Origin of the sequence: Curtobacterium sp. PhB130, assembly GCF_003755165.1 — a bacterium.
GTDB lineage: Bacteria > Actinomycetota > Actinomycetes > Actinomycetales > Microbacteriaceae > Curtobacterium.
On the sequence record NZ_RKII01000007.1, the window covers coordinates 285832 to 309360 of the forward strand.

General features: G+C 67.2%; 20 protein-coding genes. 11 read left to right on the plus strand and 9 right to left on the minus strand.

The genetic code is table 11. The features are described 5' to 3' along the window. Nucleotides 1-3: 3 nt before the first annotated feature. Nucleotides 4-846 carry an NTP transferase domain-containing protein gene (locus EDF24_RS07195; protein ID WP_260233379.1) on the plus strand — a complete coding sequence of 281 codons (843 nt, stop codon included), beginning with the start codon at nucleotides 4-6 and terminating at the stop codon, nucleotides 844-846. Beyond that, nucleotides 843-1736: a glycosyltransferase family 2 protein gene (locus tag EDF24_RS07200; RefSeq protein WP_185021592.1), complete on the plus strand. Its 894-nt coding sequence runs from the start codon at nucleotides 843-845 to the stop codon at nucleotides 1734-1736. Before EDF24_RS07195 ends, EDF24_RS07200 begins: the two co-directional genes overlap by 4 nt. A 22-nt stretch (nucleotides 1737-1758) precedes the next feature. Here the strand turns inward: EDF24_RS07200 and EDF24_RS07205 are convergent, their stop codons facing one another. After that, the gene (locus EDF24_RS07205; RefSeq protein ID WP_123701885.1) at nucleotides 1759-2640 is read right to left on the minus strand and encodes a phosphotransferase family protein; all 882 of its coding nucleotides are present in this window, start codon (nucleotides 2638-2640) and stop codon (nucleotides 1759-1761) included. A 269-nt stretch (nucleotides 2641-2909) separates the two neighbouring features. On the opposite strand from EDF24_RS07205, the gene EDF24_RS07210 reads away from it, so the two are divergent. After that, on the plus strand, nucleotides 2910-4640 hold the full coding sequence (locus EDF24_RS07210; protein WP_185021593.1) for an ABC transporter ATP-binding protein: 1731 nt from the start codon (nucleotides 2910-2912) through the stop codon (nucleotides 4638-4640). After that, nucleotides 4637-6403, plus strand: coding sequence for an ABC transporter ATP-binding protein (locus EDF24_RS07215; RefSeq protein WP_123701889.1), 1767 nt, complete (start codon nucleotides 4637-4639; stop codon nucleotides 6401-6403). The genes EDF24_RS07210 and EDF24_RS07215 overlap by 4 nt, the downstream gene beginning before the upstream one ends. Before the next feature lie 205 nt (nucleotides 6404-6608). Here EDF24_RS07215 and EDF24_RS18875 read toward each other — a convergent pair whose 3' ends face one another. The 6 genes from EDF24_RS18875 to EDF24_RS07240 form a co-directional block, all read right to left on the minus strand. Continuing rightward, the gene (locus tag EDF24_RS18875) at nucleotides 6609-6803 is read right to left on the minus strand and encodes a hypothetical protein (RefSeq protein WP_148070843.1); all 195 of its coding nucleotides are present in this window, start codon (nucleotides 6801-6803) and stop codon (nucleotides 6609-6611) included. A gap of 134 nt (nucleotides 6804-6937) precedes the next feature. Then, nucleotides 6938-7999, minus strand: coding sequence for a hypothetical protein (locus tag EDF24_RS07220; protein WP_148070845.1), 1062 nt, complete (start codon nucleotides 7997-7999; stop codon nucleotides 6938-6940). 96 nt (nucleotides 8000-8095) lie between these two features. Beyond that, on the minus strand, nucleotides 8096-8914 hold the full coding sequence (locus EDF24_RS07225) for a hypothetical protein (protein WP_123701893.1): 819 nt from the start codon (nucleotides 8912-8914) through the stop codon (nucleotides 8096-8098). A gap of 98 nt (nucleotides 8915-9012) precedes the next feature. Beyond that, nucleotides 9013-10080 carry a DUF5677 domain-containing protein gene (locus EDF24_RS07230; RefSeq protein WP_123701895.1) on the minus strand — a complete coding sequence of 356 codons (1068 nt, stop codon included), beginning with the start codon at nucleotides 10078-10080 and terminating at the stop codon, nucleotides 9013-9015. Between the two features lie 253 nt (nucleotides 10081-10333). Next, nucleotides 10334-10549, minus strand: coding sequence for a hypothetical protein (locus EDF24_RS07235; protein ID WP_123701897.1), 216 nt, complete (start codon nucleotides 10547-10549; stop codon nucleotides 10334-10336). A gap of 210 nt (nucleotides 10550-10759) precedes the next feature. Beyond that, the gene (locus EDF24_RS07240) at nucleotides 10760-11959 is read right to left on the minus strand and encodes an MFS transporter (RefSeq protein WP_123701900.1); all 1200 of its coding nucleotides are present in this window, start codon (nucleotides 11957-11959) and stop codon (nucleotides 10760-10762) included. A gap of 148 nt (nucleotides 11960-12107) precedes the next feature. Between EDF24_RS07240 and EDF24_RS07245 the strand changes: the two genes are divergently transcribed. The 4 genes from EDF24_RS07245 (at nucleotide 12108) to EDF24_RS07260 (ending at nucleotide 17435) form a co-directional block, all read left to right on the plus strand. Next, entirely contained in the window at nucleotides 12108-12557 is a 450-nt protein-coding gene (locus tag EDF24_RS07245; protein WP_123655744.1) for a MarR family winged helix-turn-helix transcriptional regulator, read from the plus strand. Nucleotides 12558-12761: 204 nt separating this feature from the next. After that, nucleotides 12762-13754 carry a MoxR family ATPase gene (locus EDF24_RS07250; protein WP_395867588.1) on the plus strand — a complete coding sequence of 331 codons (993 nt, stop codon included), beginning with the start codon at nucleotides 12762-12764 and terminating at the stop codon, nucleotides 13752-13754. Between the two features lie 28 nt (nucleotides 13755-13782). Beyond that, on the plus strand, nucleotides 13783-15090 hold the full coding sequence (locus EDF24_RS07255; protein WP_132048123.1) for a DUF58 domain-containing protein: 1308 nt from the start codon (nucleotides 13783-13785) through the stop codon (nucleotides 15088-15090). Further along, nucleotides 15087-17435 (plus strand): DUF3488 and transglutaminase-like domain-containing protein, encoded by a 2349-nt coding sequence (locus EDF24_RS07260; protein ID WP_123655742.1) that lies wholly within the window; start codon nucleotides 15087-15089, stop codon nucleotides 17433-17435. The genes EDF24_RS07255 and EDF24_RS07260 overlap by 4 nt, the downstream gene beginning before the upstream one ends. A gap of 19 nt (nucleotides 17436-17454) precedes the next feature. Here the strand turns inward: EDF24_RS07260 and EDF24_RS19115 are convergent, their stop codons facing one another. Next, nucleotides 17455-18087, minus strand: coding sequence for a TetR/AcrR family transcriptional regulator (locus EDF24_RS19115; RefSeq protein ID WP_185021594.1), 633 nt, complete (start codon nucleotides 18085-18087; stop codon nucleotides 17455-17457). Between the two features lie 284 nt (nucleotides 18088-18371). Beyond that, on the minus strand, nucleotides 18372-19160 hold the full coding sequence (locus tag EDF24_RS07270; protein ID WP_123701906.1) for a trimeric intracellular cation channel family protein: 789 nt from the start codon (nucleotides 19158-19160) through the stop codon (nucleotides 18372-18374). 69 nt (nucleotides 19161-19229) lie between these two features. Between EDF24_RS07270 and efeU the strand changes: the two genes are divergently transcribed. Genes efeU through EDF24_RS07285 form a run of 3 tightly spaced genes read left to right on the plus strand, consistent with a single transcriptional unit; the run spans nucleotide 19230 to nucleotide 23357 of the window. Beyond that, nucleotides 19230-20819, plus strand: a complete 1590-nt coding sequence (gene efeU / locus EDF24_RS07275; protein WP_123701907.1) for an iron uptake transporter permease EfeU — start codon at nucleotides 19230-19232, stop codon at nucleotides 20817-20819. Continuing rightward, nucleotides 20806-22032: an iron uptake system protein EfeO gene (gene efeO, locus EDF24_RS07280; protein WP_123701910.1), complete on the plus strand. Its 1227-nt coding sequence runs from the start codon at nucleotides 20806-20808 to the stop codon at nucleotides 22030-22032. The genes efeU and efeO overlap by 14 nt, the downstream gene beginning before the upstream one ends. After that, complete coding sequence (locus EDF24_RS07285; RefSeq protein WP_221181354.1) at nucleotides 22029-23357, plus strand: Dyp-type peroxidase; 1329 nt, start codon at nucleotides 22029-22031, stop codon at nucleotides 23355-23357. The genes efeO and EDF24_RS07285 overlap by 4 nt, the downstream gene beginning before the upstream one ends. Nucleotides 23358-23529: the final 172 nt, after the last annotated feature.

Here is a 23529-nt window from a genome sequence, read left to right on the forward strand (position 1 = left end):
CTGTTGAGTCCAGGTGCGCTCGTTACCGACAGCCCTCAAACGTTTGAAATACATGCTTGCGCAACGAGAGGCGAAAACATCAACGCAACAGTCAGGAAAGCCGCGTCGCTTAGCCGACGCGATAGTGTCCCTTTTGACGCTGTCGTCCTTGCCGGCGGAGCGTCTTCCCGGATGGGAGATCTTGCCCGAGTAGTACCGAAGTCACTGTTACCGTGGGGTGATGCGCCAATCGTCGACGCGATTCTGACGGAACTTGCGGAAGCCGGGTGCGAGCATGTGGTAGTTCTGACGGGCACTGCACAGTCTCGGCTCGTGGGTGACCACTTGGAGGCCGCTAATAAGACCTGGGGAATTACGGTCTCCTTGCACGATTCTGGACTTTCCGACCTATCGGCCTCGTTGAAGGACTTGCCGTGGGGTTATGCAGCGGAAAGTGTGGTCATTGCGCATTGCGATGAACTGATCGATCCGGCACTCACACGGACGATCGCTGAGACCTCGCGCGGGCGCGCGTGCCCGGTGATCGCAGCGTACGACGGCTGCTTGCGATCTAAAAGGATCGTTGAATTGAGCGAAATTAATCCGGTCGGGCCTGCCGACGGCGTCCTCCCAACCCACCGATTCGTTGGGCGGTATGCCATCCCCGCAAGGGTGCTCGAGGATGCGTTCGAGGCAAATGTGAAGTTCGAGAACATCCTGGAAATACTTGAGGCCTACCGGGCCCGCGGGCGCACTGTTCTTGAGGTTAGCAGCGGGAGCCGCTACTGGGACCTTGGAACTCTCGGTCGCTACACGCATGCTTGGCGAGAACGCCTTAAGCTGCTCGAGGAATCGAATCTATCGTGAAAGCTGAGCCGTTCTTTTCCGTTGTTGTGCCGGCATACCAGGTCGATAGTTACCTTCGCGAGTGCTTGGAGTCGGTTTTGGGTCAGGGCTTTGACGAGCTGGAGGTGCTTGCCGTAAACGATGGGTCTCCGGATGAGTCTGGGTCGATCATTGACTCGTTTGCTTCCGTAGATGGACGAGTTCGGCCAATACACCTTCGCCGCAACGGAGGGTTGAGTAACGCAAGGAATGTCGGAATCGCGGAAGCAACGGGCCGCTACGTGATTTTTCTAGACGGCGACGATGCGCTAGTGCCGGGGGCACTGACGGCCATTGCAGATCGCATTGAGGCTTTGGGCCGCCCCGACATGCTTATGTATAGATTCAGGCATGCGCGGCCGTGTGGTATCAATAAGGCAAAGTCGTTCCCGGCAGAGATTCGTGATCGGGATATCATTGACGTTCGTGCGGAACCGGAGTTGCTTGAAACGCTTCCGTTGATGGCTTGGGATAAGGCATACAGTCGCGACATGGTGCTAGACAAGGGCTTGCAGTTCCTGCCCGGTGCTTATGAAGACCAGCCGTGGTCCGTGGCCGCTTTCCTCGTGGCAGACGCCGTGGGCCTCCTGGACTTTGTGTGTTTGAACTATCGACGCTGCCGGGCCGGCAGCATCATCACTACTCCAGGTCCTCAGCACATGGACATTTTGGATCAGTTCGAGAGGATGTTCGAGTTCGTGGGGAAGTACGAACAAGCAAACCCTCAAAGGGTTCGCCGCGCATTGCACAGGCGGGCTGCAAAATATCTGCACTTCCTGGGGTACGTCAAGCATGCGCGGATACCGACGGGCCGTTTGGATGAGTTCAGGGACCGTAGCGTCGATCTTATTCGGAGGTTCGATGAAGGATGAATGAATCCCGTATTACATCACATCAGGTATCCAGCTGATCGAGTGCCTGTAGTAGGAATGACTTCGCCCGTTCAGCGAATTTCTCTTCGTTCGACCGGCAACCCTGATCGCGGAACGCGCCCAGCCATCGGCTGGAAAAATGCTGCGCGACGAGCCCGCACATCAAATCATAGGCAGCAAGATGTACAGGGATGCACCCGACCTTCGCCACGTATGCATTTGTAAATCTCCGCGCCGCGCCCAGACCGAATAGCAATGCAATGTCGGCTCGGCTATAAGCTACCTCGAACCATCGGGGGCCTACGCGCGACGCACTCCAGTCGACGACGGCAGAAACGACGCCATCCTTCCAAAGCACGTTTCCTGGGTGAAAATCGCCGTGCATGAGTACGAGGTCTTCGGCGCCATCAATCGTCGTACGTTCGAGCGCTGCGGTTGCGCGACCAACCAACCCTGAACGTTCTAACGGCAGTAAGCTCCAGTGTCCGACCCCACGCGATGAAAGCGTTACGGGTCCGGCACCAGCGATGTCAGTGCGATGGACCTCGGCGAGGGTATTTGCGACCTCGTCGAGCCAGGTATCAAGGTGGGGAGGGTTTAGCTCAACTTTGCCGTCGAGGCATGACATCACGAGCGCCGGAGAACCAAACCATGAACCCTGCAAGTCGAGCGCTATCGGTTTCGGGATTGGCAGGTTTATTCGTTGCGCGAACTCAAGCCGTGCCCATTCCAGCTCAGCTCGAGGATCCGCCTTCCTGAATACTTTTACGACGATATCGCAGTCGGTCGTTCGGACATGATAGGCGTCGGTCGCGAGTCCTCCAGGTAACAGGTGCAGAGTCTCCACACGTTCACCGGGGAGCGCACTCGTAAGCATCGCCTGTACGTCCTCGTACGCAATCATATCTTGGTTATACGGCAGATACGCTACAGGGGCAAGGCCTGCTCTTCAGAAAGGTGCGGCCATAGTCGAGCTGGTCGCGCAACTTGGAGCTGTTCGATGAAGCGATCTTGGGGTAGCGTAAGCAGGGTGGTAGCAAAGAGGCTGCGCGGGCGCGAGCTGCTGGTGCGTCAGGTGCTGGTGCGTCAGATGCGTCGAGCTAGGATGGTGGGATTACGGTGCTAGCTTTGATGCGTTATCTAATTCGAGTCGCCTTCGGTCCCACACTGCTCGTGATTACGATTGCAGCGCTCATAGCGATCACCCAAATGACGCAGGTTTATTTGACGGGGCAGATTATTGGAGCTTTGCCCCGGGTGTTAGCTGGCGGACATGCGAATGAGCTGGTCGTTACTGTTATCTTGCTCGCGTTGGCGGTAATGGTGAGTGGCGTTCTCCCTGTGGCGCAGGATTTGGCGACGCGCAGGATGGCCTTTGCGTCTGACGAAGATCTCGGTACCCGGGTAGCCGAGCCGATCCTGGCACCTGCAAAGACAGTCCACCTCGAAGATTCAGAAGTGATTGATCTTGTAAGGGAAGCGCGGAGCAGCGACCGCGGCGTGTGGATAGGCACGTTTGCCGTCGTTCCGCTTCTGGCTGGCAGGCTTACCGCCGTTGGCGCAGCGGTGCTAATTGGCATCTCGTTTTCGTGGTGGGCGGCGGCTGGATTGCTTTTGATTTCGGCCCTGATTGAATTACAAACGGGTCGTGTCGCGTACAGACAGCATGTTGTTTGGCACGAAGGCACGGAGGGCCTGCGCCGCGCCGACCACGTCTTCAATCTAGGAATGACTGGTGCTGTTGAAGAGGTTCGGGTGTTCGGGTTAGGAAATTGGCTGCTGGAGCGGTTTACTCACGAATGGACTGAAGCCATGCGGCCCGTGATCCGATCGAGGGGTCGAGCACTCCTCCTCTCGAGTTTACTTCTTTTGGCCCAAGTTGCGGCGTTCTGCTCGGTGCTCGTTCTGGTTTGTCAATCGGTTCAGTCTGGTTCGGTGGCCCTGAGCGCAGCTGCCACCACACTCGCTGCGGTGATCCGCCTCGGAGCAACCCAGAATGGCTCGTGGGCATCTCGAGTCCAGGTCGGCTTGGGCTCACTGCGAGCGATCCAGCGGCTGCCAGCTACGGTGGGGGAGCGCGCGGGGATCGTCTCGGCTGGTGGGTCTCGGTCACAGCTGGCCGCGCCGCCCGAAGTTCGTTTCGAAAACGTTGAATTCCGCTATCCAAATGCGTCGCTGCCCGTGCTGCAGGGGCTCGATCTAGTCGTTCGGAGCGGCGAGTCGGTGGCGATAGTTGGAGTAAACGGCGCCGGTAAGTCGACGCTGACGAAGTTGCTAACGGGCGTGTATTCGCCGACAGGGGGCCGCATCTTGATCGATGGCGTGGATCTTGCGATTTTGCCTATGGAAGAACTCCGAGATTGGCAACGCCGAGTAGCTCCGATTGTTCAGCGATTCACGCGGTTCCCCCTCTCTGCGCGGGAAAACGTTTTGCTTGAGTCGCAGAACATTTCGGACGCTGAGCTGGAGAAAGTTGCGCGCCGGGCCGGCGTCGAAGGGTTCATCGCCGGCCTGCCACACGGATGGGAAACGGTTCTCGATAGTTCCGTGCCCGGCGGCGTCGATCTTTCTGGTGGGCAATGGCAGCGCCTGGCTCTGGCACGCGCCTTGGTGGCGGTAAGTAGCGGTGCGCGGATGCTAGTGCTCGATGAGCCGGCGTCTGCTCTGGATCCCAGGAGCGAAGCTCACCTCATCGAGGAGTACGTTGGCCTGACCCAGGGGGTCACGTCGCTGACGATCTCTCATCGACTGTCGGTCGTGAGAGCAGTTGACCGCATCCTCGTCCTTGACCAAGGGCGAATCACCGAGGACGGGTCACATGACGAGCTGATGGTTGCCGATGGCGAGTACGCGAAGCTCTATCGCCTGCAGGCCAACCGTTTCGCTCGTGAGGGGAAGTCATGACAATCCGTGGCCTACGGTTGATGATAGGCACGGCTTTCAGCGCGGGGCCCGTGCTTTTCTGTGTTGTGATCGGGCTGGTGCTGTCCGTTGCAATCGCAACCCCGCTCATGAGTAAAGGAACAAAGTTAGTCGTTGACAGCCTCACTGACCGCTCCGATGCCGGGACTGGCGTGGGTGTGCTGTTGGCGGCAGTCGCTGTGTTCGTATTGGGGTCGGGCCTTCAAATGGGGTTGTCCGATATTCAAAGTGATAAGCTCGGTGGGCACACGCGACGAGCGCTGCTTCAGGTCACTTCGACTATACCTTCAATAGATTTCACATTGGACCCGAGGGTCGCAAGCATCGTAGCGTTCCTTGAGGAACGGGTCTCGCAATCTGCTGCTGGATTCCAAACGGCGATAGCAATGATCGGTACGGTCGCCACGAGCACAACTGTCGTCTTTCTTCTGGGGGAAGTGCACCCCTTGCTTCTAGTTCTTCCTTTTGTTGGATTTCTGCGGATATGGGCGGCGCAGCGCGCAGAGCAGGCGTTCCACGATGCTGTCCTTCAGACGTCCACTCAGAGCCGTTTGATTAACAGGGTCACCGACATTGCGACTTCTAAGGAAGCCGGTATGGAGATTCGGTGCTTCGGCCTTGGCCCGTTGCTTCTTCGCAAAACGCGGTTACTCTATCAGCTCATGAACGGCCCGCGCTGGCGGGCGGCGAAGCGTGGTAGCTGGATGCAGATATTCGCACGGCTATTGTACGGGGTTTTTTACGCGCTAGCGCTGTGCTGGATCACTGGTCGGGCGATAAAGGGACAGGCGACTTCCGGCGACGTGATCATGCTGGTTTTGCTAGGCGCTCAGGTTGACTCAGTGACGAACGGGCTCGCACGCGGAGTGCTCGGGATTGAGTCCTCGGTCGGGTACTACGGCCAATTGGGTTGGTTGCGCGATTACGCGAGTAAGCGCGCGCGGGGAGGTACCGTAGCCCCATCTAGAGTCAACGAGGGTATACGACTGAACGACGTAGGTTTCGCATACCCCGCCGCTGACCGAGAGGCGCTGTCCAATTTGGATCTGTTGCTTCCTGCCGGTAGCGCCGTTGCTCTTGTGGGCGAGAACGGATCAGGTAAGAGCACGCTCGCGGCATTGCTCATGCGGCTCCATGAGCCGAGCAATGGCGAGCTTTCCGTTGATGGTATCAATATCGCTGACATCGACTACGGCAGTTGGCGCGCAAAAGTATCTCTTGTCCTACAGGCTCCCGCGGAATTTCGACTCAGGGTGCGTGAGGCTGTGGGCATTGGCGACGTCGATCGATTGACCGACTCATGTCAAGTGGCGATAGCGCTTCGGAGGGCTGGTGCGGACGGTTTCGTTAGTAGATTGCGCGGCGGTGTGAATACCCAGTTGGGTGCTGACTTTAGCCACGGCGTTGACCTTTCGGGAGGGCAAATTCAGCGGCTGGCACTGGCGCGAGCGTTAATGCGGTCGTCGCCTTTGCTGCTGGTTCTCGATGAGCCGGGTAGCGCGCTTGACCCCGAGGCAGAGGACGAAATGTTTGTTAACCTGCTGTCAGCCTCCAAGGTTCAGCGGGAAATGAATGGGGGGATTACGGTTTTCGTCTCCCATCGTTTGTCGACTGCTCGGGCCGCCGACAAGATTATCGTCCTGCATGAAGGTCGTATCGTGGAAGTGGGGACTCATGAGGAGCTTATGGTCGGGAACGGGCGGTACGCGGAACTGTACGCGCTGCAGGCGGACCAGTATCTCTGATCCTTGCGGGCCTGATCCCGACGGGGCCGAACTGGCGTCGCGCCGGAGGTTCGCGTTCAGCAGATGGAGTAACTGTTTCGAATGCGGCCATTCTCCGGCGCCCAAGGAGTTCGGGCGTATCCTGTTCGAAGTGTCGATCTCTCTGTAGAGGGACCTTAACGATCTGCCGATTGCGACGCCGTCTTAGACCTTTTTGAGGAGATTCTCAAGGGTCGATCGCTAAACGCCACGAGTCATCTCCACAATCAAGCAGAAGTTGACTGATCACGGTTGCCGCGACATCGCAAGCTGAGTGCGGCCACCACGACCTGACAAACATCGCGTCCTCGGGGCTGATAGCGAGCATCGCATTCACAGCGCTCTCAACGACTTCGTGGATGGATGCGGAGTCGAGCAGCACCAGCGGATTCTATGCCGAACCATAGTTGTTCGGGACCGCCGCTGACGTCGCTCGTGCGGCAACGCCGAGATGGCCCATCGCAACTGTGTTGGCCGGGGTGTGCGCCCGCAGGCTTCGTTGGGTCATCATCCCATTCAGTTGCGCCGCCATGCTCGAAGCGCGTCCGATAGAGTCGTCAGTAGCTCCACGACATCTGCTTCGACCTCTGTGTACCTCGAGGCATCCGAGGTCGTAGCTTCCACGAGGCCGTACGCGGGCTTTCCTGCGGCGAGTCCGGTCAGCGTCTTCGGCACGCCGTAGTGCATCGACCGGTTGCGCAGGGCGCGCATGTGGAGGACCTGGGTGGCCTGCTCGGACCGAACGACTGCTTGTACCTGCTGCTGGGAAGTTGAGCCGTCGTCCCCGCCGAAACGTTCGAGGATCTGCGTGAGCGCACTCAGTGCGTGCGTAGCCACGACGAACCTGGCGCGGAACAGACTCGACCGGTGCGTGGTGGCCGAGGGGGCGAACACCCACAGTGCCGCGTTCACCGAGCACTCCACCATCAGCAGAAGGTCCTTCACGGACGGGGTTCCGAAGTCGCCGTAGGAGGTCGCGTCGAACAGGACCGCTGTCGTGTCAACGAGGCGAGGCGCAGCAACCGCTGGCAGCGTGACCTGACGAATGACGGGATCGCCCATGCCGAAGGCGCGTTGAAGCTCAACGATGCGCTGCCCTATCGTCTGCCCCAGGTTGAATGACCGTGAGTCCTCGTCAGCGGTCCACCGGTCGTTGGGGCTCGCCGCCGCCTGATAGGACGCCAATCGGGTGGAGGCGAGCGCACGTCCGTCGCTTTCCAGCAACGCGAAGTCGTTCAGCGACGAGAACGCCGCGGTGTGGTCGGCGGCGATCGATGCGAACTGGTCGAGCACGGAGTCCACAGATTTCTTGTCGTCATCGAGGAGCTTCACTGTGTGTCGAGCTGTGGCGATGTCCACGTCCCAGCCTGCCGTTACGCGCTCGACGGCTTCGGGGTTAACGCGCTTCAGCTGGTCCAGCCCCTCGTGGAGGATACGTGCCACTTGCGGGAGGATCGACAGCCCAATCGTCGGTTCCCAGTCCGTGCCGACCGCCGATGTCACCAGCGAGGTCCACCACGACACGTCGTCGCGGAGCATCACCGCGTCCAACTCACGCCGCTGCTCAGCGGTCTCCACCACGGACTTCCTCTTGGCTTTGGCCGATTTCCCACTCACAGGTTCCATCTTGCCGCTGCTGGGCCGGCGCGTCTGGTTGAGGAGGTGATCGCCAGATTACCCGCGACGACGAACCGATCCGCTGGAGAAGAGCTGCACGAGCGTCACCGAGAGGATCACGGCCGTTTCCGCCTCGCCTTGGGTAGGCCTGCGGTACCCGTTCCCACCATGCCGGGACTCCTGCCCGCTCCAAAGCGCTTCGGCCAAGGGGATCGCGACGTCTGTCGCACGACCCGGGAGGTCGATCGCCCAATCTTGCTGTGCCTTCATGTCTCGGATGATGGTGCCGAGCGTCGTCAACGAGTTCTTCGGGCTCACCACGGGCGCGGCTGCTTCTTCAACCGCCTTGACGGCTTTCTCGTACGCTTCCTCGGGATCGGGCACCCGGCCGTATGCAGCAGCCCACGCCTCGCCGAGCAGCCTCCCCGATGAGCTGCGCGAGATAGCAGCGTCGACAGCCACCTGCACGCTCTCGGGCATGCGTCGAACGAGTCCATCGTTACCGTTTCGCTTCCCGATCGTCCACGCTGAGCCCGCTGCTTCGAGAATGCGGTCGAGACTCTGGGCAACTGTGCGGTTGTTCTGATGCACGACCCAGTCGGCGACGTCGAGAAGTTCCTCCTCCGGCAGACGGCTGAAGAACCCCGGCCAGGATGAGCCGTCGAGCCTATCGACGTACGACGGTCGGAGGCGCGCAACGAGGTCGAACATCGTCAGCGAATCGCGCTGAAAGTACCAAGCGCCCGTCGTCCGAGATGCCCTGGCAAAATGCGGCTTCAGGAAGTCCAAGATAGCTGGTCTCATGTAGGACGGAACACCACCGACGAGGACCTCGCGCGCAGCTGCGTCTTCGCCGCGCGGTATCCACTGCGTCATCGCGTCTGCCTCGCTAGCTTCCCGTGTTGATCGGAGACCCGGCACTGCACTGCGACCAGTCCGACCCGGTAGCAGGGTATCGCGAGACAGCCGATGCCTTATCTGGGCCTCGCTGATTGTGGGCGGAGAGCTGCTTCCGCATCAAGAATCGCCTCCTCCGCGGTCTCGATCGCCTGCATACCGATGTCGCGGAAATGCTCTACGCCTGCGAGTAAGAGGGCACCGGACCTGTCAACACTCTGACCGGTCACGACGCGCGACGGGACAGTTGCGTCGAGTACGCGCAGCAGCAAAAGGGATCCAACCTCCGCGGGGAGGCCAAGCCCGAGGTTCGTCATGCCCGCGGAGAGGATGACGTCATCGCCATCACGCACGATCGCGCTGCGCCATCCGTCCGAATCCGCATGCACTGGATGGCTCGCCATCGAGTAGTAGAACTCGAACGTCGGAGCCACGAGCTTCATCAGCGCGCTCATCGTGAAGCGCGTCTTCGGCTTGAAGAGCGGTGCTGCCCAACCGTTCGGCTGAACAAAATCCTTCCCGTACTGCTCCGCCAGCTTTTGCCGACGCGCCTCCAATCCCACCAGCGTTTCCTCGTCAAGGAAGTCGGTAGCTTCGCGCATCCCCGACGCAACGAGCGAGCGTGCAAACCTCGGTACCATCGCCTCGCGGTGCGTGATGAAGCGATCGACAAGCTCCGGATGCTGACAACCGGGTCCGCCGAACACGGCGATCACGGTGATGGTCACCGCGATCTCATGGAGCGTCCGAACGCGCGCTGTCGCCCCATCCGGGTAGCCCCCCTTGAGCAGCCACAGCACCTCCGCGAACGTTTTCAACCCCCGAGCGCACAACCCTTTGATCACCGCGTAGTACTGCTCGTATTGGCCGTCACCAGCATCTGCATGCAGGCGATCCATGGTCGAAGACGCCCAATCAGCGGCATCCATCGCCTCCTCGAGCATCCGCTCCAAGGATCGGAAGCCATCCGCGTACCTACTGCCGAGTCGCTTCCGGAATGCGTCGGCCTGGTCCACGCGGTCATCGGCGGAAGCCCGCATCGCATCGAGCCTGACCAGGTACGCCCTAAGCTCATTCGGCTCGACCCACTTCGCTCGGCCCCCGAAGCTCGCCACCGGGAACTGCTCTTTTTCGCCGTCGGTCACCCCCCGATTCTGCAGGACGCCGGGCCATTCGACGACAGCTGGCTGCTGGCTGCTCGTCGGTTCTGATGGGCCTGCTGTGCCAGAAGTGCAAGCAAGGCTGTGCTAGGGATCCTCAAGCAGGGCGGAAAAGTCCCGCAGACACAGCGATCGAAGGCACTCGTTAACTACCCGCACGAAGCCAAGTACGAAGCCCCTCTGGTCAACGACCGAGGGGCTTCGTCGTTCCCGGGAGCGGAGTTGACCCCGGAAGCGGTCAGACGGCGCCGGTGGAGTCGAGCCACCGCATCCAGCCCTCGAGCTGCGCCTTCGCGCTGTCGAGCGTCCGGTGCTGCCCGCTCACCTCGCCGTCGGAGGACCGCACGGCGTACCCGTCGTCCCACGAGACCTCACCGACCAGGTCGAGCCCGGAGGAGCCCTGCCAGTGGCTGTCGTCGACCTCGGTCCAGAGGATCCCGTCGTGGAGACTCATCGGCTGGACCCCGTGACGGCACGCGGTGCGGTGCGTGGTGATTGCATGACTGCTTCCGGTCGGCTTCGGACGAGCGTTCGTACCAGCGGCCAGGGGTCTGGGGTCACCTGACGTGGACAGTAGTCCGATCCGCTGCAGGTGGGCAGAAGACGGACTGGAGGCTCGGTGCAGGAACCGCACCGAGCCTCCAGTCCGTCGCCTGGTCGCCACTCACCCGGCGGTCGCGATGCTCCCGGTCGTCGCCGTGGCCGCCGGCCGGTGGGCGCGGCTGCGGCGCGCAGCTGTCGCCGCGATCGTCACCAGCACGAGCCCGGCGAGCGTGATCGCGGCTCCGGCCCAGATCGGCGACGTGTAGCCGAGGCCGGCGGCGATCGTGAGGCCGCCGATCCACGCGCCGAACGCGTTGCCGAGGTTGAAGGCGGCGATGTTGGCGCCGCTCGCGAGGGTCGGTGCGTGGTCGGCGTAGTGCATCACGCGGGTCTGGAGCGCCGGCACGGTGGCGAAGCCGAACGCCCCCATGAGGACGAGGGCGATCACGGTGAGCACGGGGTTCGACGCGACGACGGCGAAGAGGCCGAGCACCACGGTGAGCGCTGCGAGGACGACGACGAGCGTGCGGTCGATGGACTTCGCGGCGAGGCGTCCGCCGGCCCAGTTGCCGACGAAGAGGCCGAGGCCGAACACGACGAGGAGCCACGGGACGGCGGCTGAGGCGAATCCGGACACGGCGGTCAGCGTGTACGCGATGTAGGTGAACGCGCCGAACATGCCGCCGTAGCCGAGCACCGTGACGCCGAGCGAGAGCCACACCTGTCCGGAGCGGAACGCGCCGAGCTCCCGGATCAGGGACGGGGCGGTGTCCTGCCGGACGGCGGGGACGAGCAGTGCGACCCCGACGAGGGCGACGACGCCGATGGCGGCGATGGCCCAGAACGTCGCACGCCAGCCGAGCGCCTGGCCGAGGAACGTGCCGAAGGGGACGCCGAGGACGTTGGATGCGGTCAGGCCGGTGAACATCAGGGCGACGGCCGACGCACGCTTCTCCCGCGCGACCATGTTCGACGCGACCACGGAGCCGATGCCGAAGAACGCGCCGTGGCAGAGGGCGGCGATCACGCGGCCGAGCATCATGACGCCGTACTCGGGGGCGATCGCGGAGAGGGTGTTGCCGACGATGAAGAGCACGAGGAGCCCGACGAGCACCGGCTTCCGGGGGAGTCGCGTGGTGGCGGCGGTGAGTCCGAGTGCGCCGACCACCACGGCGAGGGCGTACCCGGTGACGAGCCATCCCGCGGTGGTCTCGCTGACGCCGAAGTCCGCCGCGACCTCGGGCAGCAGTCCGGTGATGACGAACTCGGTGAGTCCGATGCCGAACCCGCCGAGGGCGAGCGCGATGAGTCCCGCTGGCATGCGTGGTCCCTCTCTGTTCCCGGCGCCTGTTGTCCGCGGCGGGTGTGCCGCGTACGCTGGTAGTTGCAGACGCGGGACAAATAGTTGCACACGCTAGGTGTGTGCGCAAGCGGACAGTGCGCGCCTGCAACTACTTTCGGGAGGAACCATGAGCGTCGACGACACCTCCGTCGCCGTCCGAGCACACGGCTGGCGCACCCTCGGGGCGCTGCACGGCCTGATCGAAGCGCACCTCGAGCGGGCCCTGCGTGCGGTCGACCTGTCGGTCGTCGAGTTCACCGTGCTCGATGCCCTCCGGCGCCAGGACGGCTTCCACATGCGGATGCAGCAGCTCGCCCGTGCGGCGGCACTCAGCCCGAGCGCGACGACGCGGCTCGTGAACCGGCTCGAGGAGCGGGCACTGCTGACCCGGGTCCTCTGCGCCGACGACCGTCGCGGGCTCTACACGGAGCTGACCCACGCCGGCTCGGTGCTCTTCGACGAGGCCGCGCCGATCCACGCCCGCGCGCTCGAGGCGGCGCTCGCCGAGGCGCACGGTGTCCCGGAGCTCGACGAGCTGGCGACCGCGGTCGAGCGGCTGGAGTACGAGCGGGTCTGACCTGCGGTGCAGGGGTGCGGGCGCGGGCGCGCTGTCGAGCGCGCAGACGATGTGGCCCAGCGCCCGCTCCGGCACCACTGCTGCGCACTCGGCGCCCGTCGCCCCGACCGGCCATCCGCCTGCCGCTGGTCGGTGACACATCCTCCGCTCGCTGTCACCGGCCCGATGTAGCATGCGCGGACATCCCAACACGAGGAGACCTGCGTGCCGGAAGCCCCCGACCTCGCCTTCCCCATCGACCGGGTGCGTGACGCCGGCGCGGCGATCATGTCCGCCGTCGCGACGGTGGTGGACGGCAAGACCGACGCCATCCGCACGGCCCTGACGGTGATGCTCGCCGAGGGGCACCTGCTCGTCGAGGACGTCCCCGGCGTCGGCAAGACCGTGCTCGCCAAGGCGCTCGGTGCCTCGGTCGGCGGGTCGGTGAACCGGATCCAGTTCACCTCGGACATGCTGCCGTCCGACGTCACCGGGGTGAACATCTTCGACCAGTCCTCCGGGACCTTCCGCTTCTCGCCCGGCCCGGTGTTCGCGAACGTCGTCATCGGCGACGAGATCAACCGCACCAGCCCGAAGACGCAGTCGGCGCTGCTCGAGGCGATGGCCGAGTCGCAGGTCACCGTCGACGGCGTGACCCGGCCGCTCGAGTCGCCGTTCATGATCGTCGCGACGCAGAACCCGGTGGACATGGAGGGCACGTACCCGCTGCCCGAAGCCCAGCGGGACCGGTTCATGGCCCGCATCGCGATGGGGTACCCCAGCGTCGAGGCCGAGCGGCGGATGCTCACCGCCCGCGGCGGCCGCGACCCGCTGGAGTCGGTGCGCCCCATCGTCGACGTGGCGACGCTCCGCGCGATGGTCGACGCGGTCCACCAGGTCCACATCGCGCCCGACGTCGAGGCGTACGTCATCGCCATCGTCCGGGCCACCCGCACCCACCCGGACCTGGTGCTCGGTGCCAGCCCGCGCGCGACCCTGCACCTCGCGCAGGCCGCCCGCGCCCACGCCGCACTGCAGGGCCGGCCGTTCGTCACCCCGGACGACGTCGCGGAGCTCGCGCCGATCGTCCTCGCCCACCGACTCGTCCCCGTGGCGCGCGGCCTCGGCGGCTCCACTGAGGACACCGCGCGGGAGATCGTCGTGCGGGTCGTCGCGGAGACCTCCGTGCCGTTCACCGCGGCGCCCGTCCGCTCCTGATGTCCCGGTCCTGATGTCGCAGTCGCCGGTGTCCGCTCCGCTGCTCCGTCGTGCCGGTGCCGCACGGTCGGTGGTCGCGCGGTGGACCCGACGCGGCGCGGCGATGCTCCGGCGCACCCCGTTCCCGCTGCCGACCGCCCGCGGGTGGACCGTCATCGCGGTGGGGATCGGCCTGGTCGGTGGCGGGCTGGTCGCGACCACGAGCGTCGCGGTGTCCGCCGGGCTCCTGCTCCTGGTGCTCGTCGTGCTCGGGATCGCGATGGCGTTCCTCGTCGCCGCGCCGCTCCGGGGGACCCGGGTGGCGCCGCGGGCGATGGTCCAGGTGGGGGAGGTGTACCGCGAGCGGATCACACTGCGCGGATCGACGGTGGCCATCGGTCCGCGCTCGACGCTGCTCGTCCGTGAGCAGCTCGAGGACGCCTTCGCCAGCGTGTCCGACGCCGAGGCGTACGTGCAGGTCGGCCCGAACGTGCCGCCGGCGACCTTCGAGGTCGAGGCGCTCGCGATGCACCGCGGCCGGACGACGGTCGGCCCGGTGACGATCCGTGTGGAGGACCCCTTCGGCCTGCTCCGCATCGACCGACCGGTGGTCGCCCCGGAAGAGGTGGTGGTCGTCCCGGCGTCGACTGCGCTGTCCGCGATGGACACCGGCGCACTCGCCGGAGCGGTCTCCGCGGACGAGGGCCGTGTCGGCCAGGGCGGCTCCGCCGACGACAGCGAACTCCGCCCGTACCGACCGGGTGACCCGATCCGCCGCGTGCACTGGGCGCAGAGCGCCCGCCGCGGGGAGCTCCACGTCCGCCAGACCACCCAGGCCCAGCCGCCGGAGGCCGTGATCGCGCTCGACCTCCGCCGCGAGTCGTACCAGCAGCTCGGGCGCGACGACCTCGCTGAGCTGTCCGACCTCGGCGGCGACGCGGCCTTCGAGCACGCCGTGGTCGTCGCTGCGAGCATCGCCCGGGCGCTGGCCGCCCGGACGTCCCGCGTCGTGCTCGTCACCGACGACCGGGGTGGCGACTCCCGGCACACGGGCGATGCCGGCGGGCTCACCGACGTGCTGGTCGGGCTCGCCGACGTGCACGTCCGGAGCGACGCCCGCGCGGTGACCGACGTGCTGCCCGACGTCCGCGGCCGTGACGTGCACGGGATGACCGCGGTGGTCACCGGGCACTGCACCGCCGAGCAAGCCGCCGAGCTCGTCTCCGCGACGAGCGGGTCGAGCCGCGGGATCCTGGCGACGATCGTGCCCCCGGACCCGGTGGTCCGGGGGATCCTGGACCGCGGCGGGTGGCGCACGCTCGTGATCCCGGTCGCCGGATCGGGGACGACCCGATGACCACGGCACGTCCGCAGGACACCCGACCCTCCGGCCAGCGGGCCGACGTCCGCGCGATCCTCGAGCGCGAGGACGACCGCCCGGCACCCTCGACCTGGGTCGTCGCACTCGCGCCGGTCCCGGTGCTGATCGCGGCGCTCGCGTTCCGACCACTCGTCCAGGGCATCGCCTGGTGGACCTCCGCCCTCGTCATCACCGTGGTCCTCGTCGCGGTCGTGCTCAGCGTCCGCCGCCGTGCACCCGGCGTCCGGTTCATCGCCCTCGTGGCTGCGCTGATCGCCTGCTCGTGCGCCGCCGCGCTCGTCAACGACATCCAGCCGCTCGGGTGGATCGACGGCGACGGTGCGCTCGGGCAGACCATCGCCGCGATCCGGCTGAACCCCGCTCCGCTGCCGCAGACCGACCCGATCCGCCTCGTCGTGACGGTCGCGATCGCCTGGGTCGCCGCGGCGTCGCTCTTCCTGGCCACCGTCGCGCCGGCCGCCGCGCTCGCGGCAGCGCCGGCGCTCGTGATCCTCATCGTCCCCGGCGTCGTCACCGGCACCCCGGCCGGCACCGGGCTGGTGATCGCGACCGGTCTGGCCTTCCTCGCGATCCTGTGGCTCTCGGTCCGGCCGGTGCAGCGCGCCCTGCCGGCGACCGTCGTCGGCGCGATCGCACTGGTCGTCGCGGTCGGGCTCCCGTCCGTCGTGCCGTTGAACGCGAGCTGGCTGTCGGGGGTGACGGGAGCGATCCAGTCGCCGATCCTGCCCGGCCGCCCCGGCACGCTCCTCAACCTCGGGCAGGACCTCCGCCGGCCCAACGAGCTCGAGGTCTTCCGGTACCGCACGTCCGACGGGCAGCCGGAGTACCTCAAGCTCGCCGACCTCGACGACTTCGGCACGGGCGACTGGGTGCCGACCGTCACCGACGTCAGCGACGCCCCGACGGCCGACCAGCAGCAGTGGGCGGTCGGCGTGAACCCGCGGCTCGCCAGCCGCGGCGACGTGACGGTGCGGATCACCGGGCTCTCCAGCAACTACCTGCCGGTGCCCTCCGGTGCGGTGTCGATCGAGTCGAAGTCGACGAACCTCGAGCTCGACCAGTGGCGCTGGATGGGCAACTCGAACACCGTGCGCTCCACGGGCCCGGCGACCCGACGCGGTGCCACGTACGAGGTCTACGGCGCCTCGACCTTCGCGAACGCCTACCTCGACGCCGTGGACGCCTCCGGCCGGCTCGCACGCTTCGACGGGCAGGGCTACCCGACACCGTCCAGCGCCGAGCTCCGCACCGACACCGCACTGCCGAAGGACCTCCCGAAGAGCATCAGGAACACCGCCGCCCGGGTCGCGGGCAGCGCCTCGAGCGACTACGAGGAAGCGCGTGCACTCGAGCAGTGGTTCCGGAGCGACCTCTTCACCTACTCCGAGACCGCGCCCGTCGAACAGGGCTACGACGGCGACAGCATGGACGTCGTCGCGAAGTTCCTGCAGGTCCGCGAGGGCTACTGCGTGCACTTCTCCTCCGCCATGGCCGTGATGGCCAGGACCCTCGGCATCCCCTCCCGCATCGCCGTCGGCTACCGCGCCGGCGGCACCGCGGAGGACGGCGAGTACTCGGTCTCGAACCGACAGCTGCACTCCTGGCCGGAGCTGTACATCAAGGGCGCCGGCTGGGTCGCCTTCGAGCCGACGCCCGACTCCGACTCGGCGGCGGTCCCCAGCACCGAGCCGTCCGCGTCGCCGTCGGCGGCCGCACCCGAGACGCCGCTGCCGGCGCCGAACGAGACCACCGACCCGTCCTCGTCGGCCAGCCCCACCCCGAGCGCATCGGCCGAGGCCGGTGCCGCCGGTGGCGGCAACGGCGGTGGGAGCGGGCCGCTGGGGCTCGCCCTCGGCATCCTCATCGCGGCCGCCGTGCTGGTCGCACCCGCGTTCGTCCGCGGGGTCCGCCGACGCTCCCGGCTCACCGCGATCGGCGCGGGACGCTCGCCGGCGGTCACCGCGTGGCGGGAGCTCCTCGACGACGTCGCCGACCACGGGTACGCGCCGGGGCTCGCCCCGCCGGGCGACTCGGCCGCGGTCGCGCGCACCGCGCGGGCGGTGCTCGGGCGGCTCCGCGACGTCGTGCCGCCGTCGGTGGTCGGGGCACTCGACGAGGTCGTGGACGCGGTCGACCGGGAACGCTACGCACCGGTCGGTTCCGTCGACGGCGCTCGGCTGGTCACGGTCCTCCGGGAGGCCCGGGTCACCCTCGACGCGTCCGTCTCGTTCGCGGGGCGGGTGCGTGCACGGCTCCTCCCGCCGAGCCTGACGCCGTCCTCCGCGTGGTCCCACGAGGGACGGCGACGCCGCCCGGCGTGAGGTGCCCGCCCGGCCCGCGTCAGCGGCGGCGGATGACGGCCTCGACGAGGGCGGCGATGACCTCGCCGGGGTCCACGCCGTCGAGCGCGGGGGAGTCGAACACGATGCCGACGTTCGCCCCGATCAGCGCGGTCGCGAAGAGGTCGAGCGGCATCCCGGCGTCGACCTCGGGGTGCGCGCCGAACCAGAGCCGGACGAGTCGCTCGACGCCGTCCTGCAGCACGCGGCGCTGCCGGATGAACTCGGGCATGAAGTCGGGGTGCCGGATCGCGAACCCGCGGAACTCCGACAGCAGCGCGAACTGGGCGCGCTGGTCGTGCATCCCGAACGCGGTACGGACGATCTCGGCGATGTCGTGCGTCGTGACGTCCGCGCTGACGAGGTCCTGCAGCGATCCGAGCACCAGGTTCGTCCCGCGCTGCATCACCTGCGCGACGAGGTCCTCCTTGGAGGAGAAGTTCGAGTAGACGGCGCCCTTGCTGAACCCGGCGCGCGCTGCGACGTCGTCGAGCCGGGCCTCGTGCACGCCGTGCTCGGCGAACACCTCGGCGCCGGCGATCAGCAGGCGCTCGCGGACCTCCGCCCGAGGGGTCCTGGCGGAGCTGCTGGTACCGGTGCTCGGGCGGTCGTCGTGGTCGGCGGCGTCGCTCATGGGGTCATTCTGGTCACTCCGCGCGGACACGGCGGACCTGCCGCGCCGTGCGTCTGATCACGCGCGGTGCGGTCGAGCCCCCATGGCTGCACATCCCGTTCGACGCCGTCACGATGGTGACCGGGTCGGGACCGCCGCGTTCGGGTCGCGTCGGTTCCTGACGATGGTCCCCGCCGGACGGGCGGATCCCGGGATGAGGGTGCCGGGCTCCGATACCCGGCGGTGTCGATGCTACGCCGGGCAGCGCGGCGAGGACAGCCCGGATCGCGGTGCGGACACGGTGCTCACCGGTCTTCGTCGTCCGTGTGCACGCTCCCGGCTCCCTGACGCCGACCCGGCCGCCGGAGCAGCCGCACCGCACCCGGCCGCAGCGCACGGTTCCGCGGACGCCCGCGCCGCCGACCCCGGCGGAGCAGCGAGGCGAGCGTCGACTGCGGCTGCCAGTCGCGCCCGTTCGGCAGCCCCCAGCCCCAGCGGACCGCACCCCAGCGGAGCAGGAGCGACAGCACGACCGCGGCGACGATCCCGATCGTCGGGGAGCCGAGCGCCGACGCGACGACCATCACCACGGAGGCGGCGACGGCCACGGACGCGTAGAGCGCGTTGCCGCCGAACACGGCGGGGACGCGGCGGAGCAGGAGGTCACGGCCCACACCGCCGCCGACGGCCGTGATCGTCCCCATGATGACCGCTGCCGGCCACTCGAGCCCGGCGTCGAAGGTCCGCTGCACGCCGACCACCGCCCAGAACCCGATGACGGCGGCGTCGAGGAACGTGAACAGCCGGTCCCACCCGCGTTCGGAGAACGACACGAAGAAGGCGATGAGCGCACCGGCGACGGCGACGGGCACGTAGAGGGGATCGGTGAGGGCGACGGGCGGCCCGTTCTGCAGCAGCACGTCGCGGAGCATCCCGCCGCCGAGCCCGGAGACGAACCCGACGACGAGGAACCCGAACAGGTCGAAGTCCATCGCTCGGGCGACGGCGCCGCCGAGGAGCGCGGACGCGAAGACCCCGGCGAGGTCGAGCACGTTCGTGACGGCGGCGAGTCCGTCGACCGAGAGCAGGTTCATGAGAACCATCAAACCCCACGCCCACCGGGTCGACGGCGAGACCAAGGTAAGGCTAGCCTTGCCTTCGTCATGCTTGCCACCCTCGTCATCGGCCTCCGCGAAGGTCTCGAAGCCACGCTCATCGTCGGCATCATCGCGGCGTTCCTCCGACGCAACCGCGTGCCCCTGGCACCGATGTGGTTCGGGGTCGGCGTCGCGGTCCTGCTCAGCGTCGGCGTCGGCTTCGGCCTGCAGCTCGTCGAGCAGGCCCTGCCGCAGGCGCAGCAGGAGGGCATGGAGGCGGTCATCGGCATCGTGGCCGTCGTCTTCGTGACGGGGATGATCATCTGGATGCGCACGCACGCGCGCACCCTCAGCACCGAGCTCGAGGCGAGCGCGACCGAGGCGCTCGGCCGCGGCACCGCCTGGGCGCTCGCCGGCATGGCCTTCCTCGCCGTGCTCAAGGAGGGCTTCGAGACCGCGGTCTTCCTCCTCGCCACGTTCCAGGCGTCGAGCGACACCGGTCTCGCCGCGCTCGGCGCCGTGATCGGCATCGCGGGCGCCGTGGTGATCGGGTACGGCATCTACACCGGCGGTGTCCGGCTGAACCTGTCGAAGTTCTTCACCGGCACCGGCGTCTTCCTGGTGTTCGTCGCCGCGGGGCTCGTCCTCACGGTGCTCCGACGCGCGCACGAGGCCGGCTGGATCGTCATCGGCCAGCAGCGCACGGTGGACCTGAGCTGGCTCGCCCCGAACGGTTCGGTGCAGGGGGCCCTGATCACGGGCGTCCTCGGCATCCCGCCGGACCCCCGCGTCATCGAGGTCCTCGGCTGGCTGCTCTACGTCGTGCCGGTCCTGGCGCTCTCGCTCTGGCCGCGGGCATGGCGCCCGACGACGGCACGCGTCCCCGCGGTCCGCACCGCGGTCGCGGCCACCCTCGCGGTCGCCGCCGTCGCGCTCGCGATCGCGGTCCCGGGCGGTGGCGTGCACGTTCCGGGCACGGTCACCACGACCGGTGACCAGACACGCGTGTCCGCCGAGGTCCACGGCGACACGGCGATCCTCCGCAGCACGGGCAACGGCCGACAGACCCGGGTGGACTTCCCGGCGTCGTCGCACCGCACCGTGACCCGCGCCGGCGTGACGGCCGACCGCTGGCGGTCCCGCACCGACCCGACCACCGACGGCGAACCGGCGAGCCTGACGCTCGACGACCTCGTCGGGTTGTTCGGTCGCATCCCCGTCGGCATCTCCCCGTCGACGAACCCCGGCCCGTTCGAGGCGAAGTGGGCCGTCTCGGAGACGACCACCCTCTGGAGCGTCGCCGGGGGTGTCCTGGACGCGACCAGCTCGCAACGTTCCGTGCTGACGCTGAGCGGTGGGGGCCTCCCGTCCGCTCGGACCACGACGATCGACCGCAGCGTGTTCGCGGTGCCGGCCACCCGCGTGCAGGCGACCGCCACGGCCGTCGCGGCCGACCGGACCCGCTCCGCCGAACTCGCGCTCTGGAAGGCCTGGCTGCCGATCGCGCTCGCCGGCGCCGCCCTCGCACAGCTCGCACTCGCCCTCCGCGACCGTCGCCGCCTGGCGGCACCCGCGTCCCACGACCCCGCACCCGTCCCCTCCCGCGGCCCGCCCGCCGGGAACCCGACAAGGAGTTCCGCCCATGCCGTTCGGTAAGCAGACCGCACGACCCCTCATCACCCTCGGCGCGCTCGGCGTCGTGACCGCGCTCGCCCTCACCGGCTGCGCCGCGACCTCGTCGTCCGCGACGGACGACGCGACCGACTCGGGCAAGGTGTCCCGCGTCTCGATCACGCTGACGAACGACGGCTCCGACAAGTGCGCCGTGTCCACCACGAAGGTGCCGGCCGGTCCCGTCACCTTCACGGTGAAGAACGAATCGTCGACCGCGATCACCGAGGTCGAGCTGCTGCAGGACCAGCGGATCTTCGGTGAGAAGGAGAACCTCGCGCCGGGGCTCGACGCGGTCTCCTTCACGAGCACCCTCGGCGGCGGCAAGTACCAGGTGTACTGCCCCGGTGCCGAGACGGAACTGACCGACTTCACCGTCACCGGCAAGGTCGCCTCGACCGCGAACAGCAGCGCTGCGACGCTCCTGAAGTCCGGCGCGACCGGGTACTCGAAGTACGTCGACGCGCAGGTCAGCGACATGGTGACCGCGGTCAAGCAGCTGCAGACGGACATCGACGCGGGTGACCTCGACGCCGCGAAGAAGGACTACGCCGACGCCCGGCCGTACTACGAGCACGTCGAGAGCGACGTCGACGGCTTCGTCAAGCAGGGCTACAAGGCCACCGACAACGCCGGCAACCTCGACTACCTGATCGACATGCGCGCGTCGAACCTCGACGACGCCGTCGGCTGGAGCGGTTTCCACGCCGTCGAGCGCGACCTGTTCCAGACCGGTGCGATCAGCGACGGCACGAAGCAGTACGCGAAGGACCTGACGGGGAACGTCGAGCTCCTCGCGAAGCTCGTGCCGACCCTGGACTACAAGCCCGAGGACCTGGCGAACGGTGCAGCCGGGCTCCTCGAGGAGGTCCAGTCGAACAAGATCACCGGTGAGGAAGAGGCGTACAGCCACATCGACCTCGTCGACCTCGCCGCGAACGTCGAGGGTGCCCGCCAGGCCTTCGCGTACCTCAAGCCGGGCCTGACCAAGCTCGACCCGACGCTGACGAAGCAGATCGCCGCGCAGTTCGACGCGACGAACACGCTGATGGACGGCTTCCGCAACGCCGACGACCTCGGCGGGTTCGACAGCTGGACGGATGCGACGAAGTCGGCGCACGCGAACGAGATCTCGCAGCAGGTCCAGGCCCTGCAGGACCCGCTGTCCCGTCTGGCCGAGAAGGTCGCCACCGCGTGACGGACGACCGTGAGCAGGCAGCCCGCGCCGTCTCCCGGCGCGGGCTGTTCGGCGCCGGGATCGGCGCCGGGATCGGCGCTGGCGCGGGGCTCGTCGCGGCGGGTGCCGGCGTCGGCGCGGCGGCGGGCATCGCGGGGGCGACCGCCGCGACCGGCGTCAACCCGCTCGCGGCGGCGACCAACGGCGACGAGTCGATCGACCTGTCGCAGAGCCACCCGTTCTACGCGACCGCCGCCGGGCAGCCGCAGGGCGGGATCCGCACCACTCCGCAGCGGTACTGCGTCTTCATGACGTTCGACATGTCGTCGTCCGTCGCCACGGACCTGCAGGTCCTGCTGGCCCGGTGGTCCGCGTCGATCGCGCAGCTGCAGGCGGGCAAGACCGTCGGCTCCGTCGAGCCTGCGCACGGCGACGGCGTCGGTGCCGACACGGGGGAGGCGCTCGACCTCGGGCCCGCGTCGCTCACCGTGACGGTCGGACTCGGCCCGGGGATCTTCGACGAGCGGTTCGGTCTCGCCGACAAGCGCCCCGCGTCGCTCGCAGCCATCCCGACGCTTCCGAGCGACCGGCTGCAGGACGAGCTGAGCGGCGGCGACCTGTCGCTGCAGGCCTGCGCCGACGACCCGCAGGTGGCGTACCACGCGGTCCGCGACCTCGCGCGGATCGCCCGCGGCACCGCGACCGTGCGGTGGACGGTGCTCGGCTTCGGCCGCGCGTCCGCCGGGCCGTCGCAGACCACGCCGCGGAACCTGATGGGCTTCAAGGACGGCACCAGGAACGTCACCACGGACGAGGAGTACGACCGGTTCGTCTGGCTCGGCGACGACGCCGGGTGGATGGCCGGGGGGACCTACCAGGTCGTCCGGAAGGTCCAGATGAACATCGAGATCTGGGACGCCGACGTCGTCAGCGACCAGCAGCGGGTGTTCGGGCGGACGAAGATCGAGGGCGCGCCGCTCTCCGGCGGCACCGAGCACACGACGCCGGACTTCACGGCGAAGTCGACCGGCGACGGGTCGTCGGACCGCACGGCGATCGACCCGACGTCGCACATCGCGCTCGCCGCGCACGAGAACAACGGCGGCGTGAAGATCCTGCGGCGGCCGTACAACTACACGGACGGGCTGAACCAGTACGGGCAGCTCGACGCCGGCCTGCTCTTCGCCGCGTACGTCAACGACCCCGAGCACTTCACCCGCATCCAGCGCCGGCTCGGTGCCGTGGACCGGCTCAACGAGTACATCGCGCACATCGGGTCCGGGGTGTTCGCGATCCCGCCGGCGCCGCGGAAGGGCTCCTACATCGGCGAGCGGCTGTTCCGCTAGACGCGGTGTGTGGTGGGTGCCCTCCGCCGTTTCCCTGGAGACGGAGGACACCCGCGCCGCGGAGTCTCGCGATCGGAACCACCGCTCGCGATGAGAGGCGACCCTGCGCGGCGCGTCGCGGTGCGACAGCGCTGAGATTACCCGCCGCCACCCCGAAAACACAGGGATCCGT

What these genes read in the sequence shown, in the direction of transcription:
- EDF24_RS07205 (WP_123701885.1), bottom strand. Translation starts at nt 2,640, where the DNA reads ATGATTGCGTACGAGGACGTACAGGCGATGCTTACGAGTGCGCTCCCC.
- EDF24_RS07215 (WP_123701889.1), top strand. Translation starts at nt 4,637, where the DNA reads ATGACAATCCGTGGCCTACGGTTGATGATAGGCACGGCTTTCAGCGCG.
- EDF24_RS07225 (WP_123701893.1), bottom strand. Translation starts at nt 8,914, where the DNA reads ATGACGCAGTGGATACCGCGCGGCGAAGACGCAGCTGCGCGCGAGGTC.
- EDF24_RS07235 (WP_123701897.1), bottom strand. Translation starts at nt 10,549, where the DNA reads ATGAGTCTCCACGACGGGATCCTCTGGACCGAGGTCGACGACAGCCAC.
- EDF24_RS07240 (WP_123701900.1), bottom strand. Translation starts at nt 11,959, where the DNA reads ATGCCAGCGGGACTCATCGCGCTCGCCCTCGGCGGGTTCGGCATCGGA.
- EDF24_RS07245 (WP_123655744.1), top strand. Translation starts at nt 12,108, where the DNA reads ATGAGCGTCGACGACACCTCCGTCGCCGTCCGAGCACACGGCTGGCGC.
- EDF24_RS07260 (WP_123655742.1), top strand. Translation starts at nt 15,087, where the DNA reads ATGACCACGGCACGTCCGCAGGACACCCGACCCTCCGGCCAGCGGGCC.
- EDF24_RS19115 (WP_185021594.1), bottom strand. Translation starts at nt 18,087, where the DNA reads ATGAGCGACGCCGCCGACCACGACGACCGCCCGAGCACCGGTACCAGC.
- EDF24_RS07270 (WP_123701906.1), bottom strand. Translation starts at nt 19,160, where the DNA reads ATGAACCTGCTCTCGGTCGACGGACTCGCCGCCGTCACGAACGTGCTC.
- efeU (WP_123701907.1), top strand. Translation starts at nt 19,230, where the DNA reads ATGCTTGCCACCCTCGTCATCGGCCTCCGCGAAGGTCTCGAAGCCACG.
- efeO (WP_123701910.1), top strand. Translation starts at nt 20,806, where the DNA reads ATGCCGTTCGGTAAGCAGACCGCACGACCCCTCATCACCCTCGGCGCG.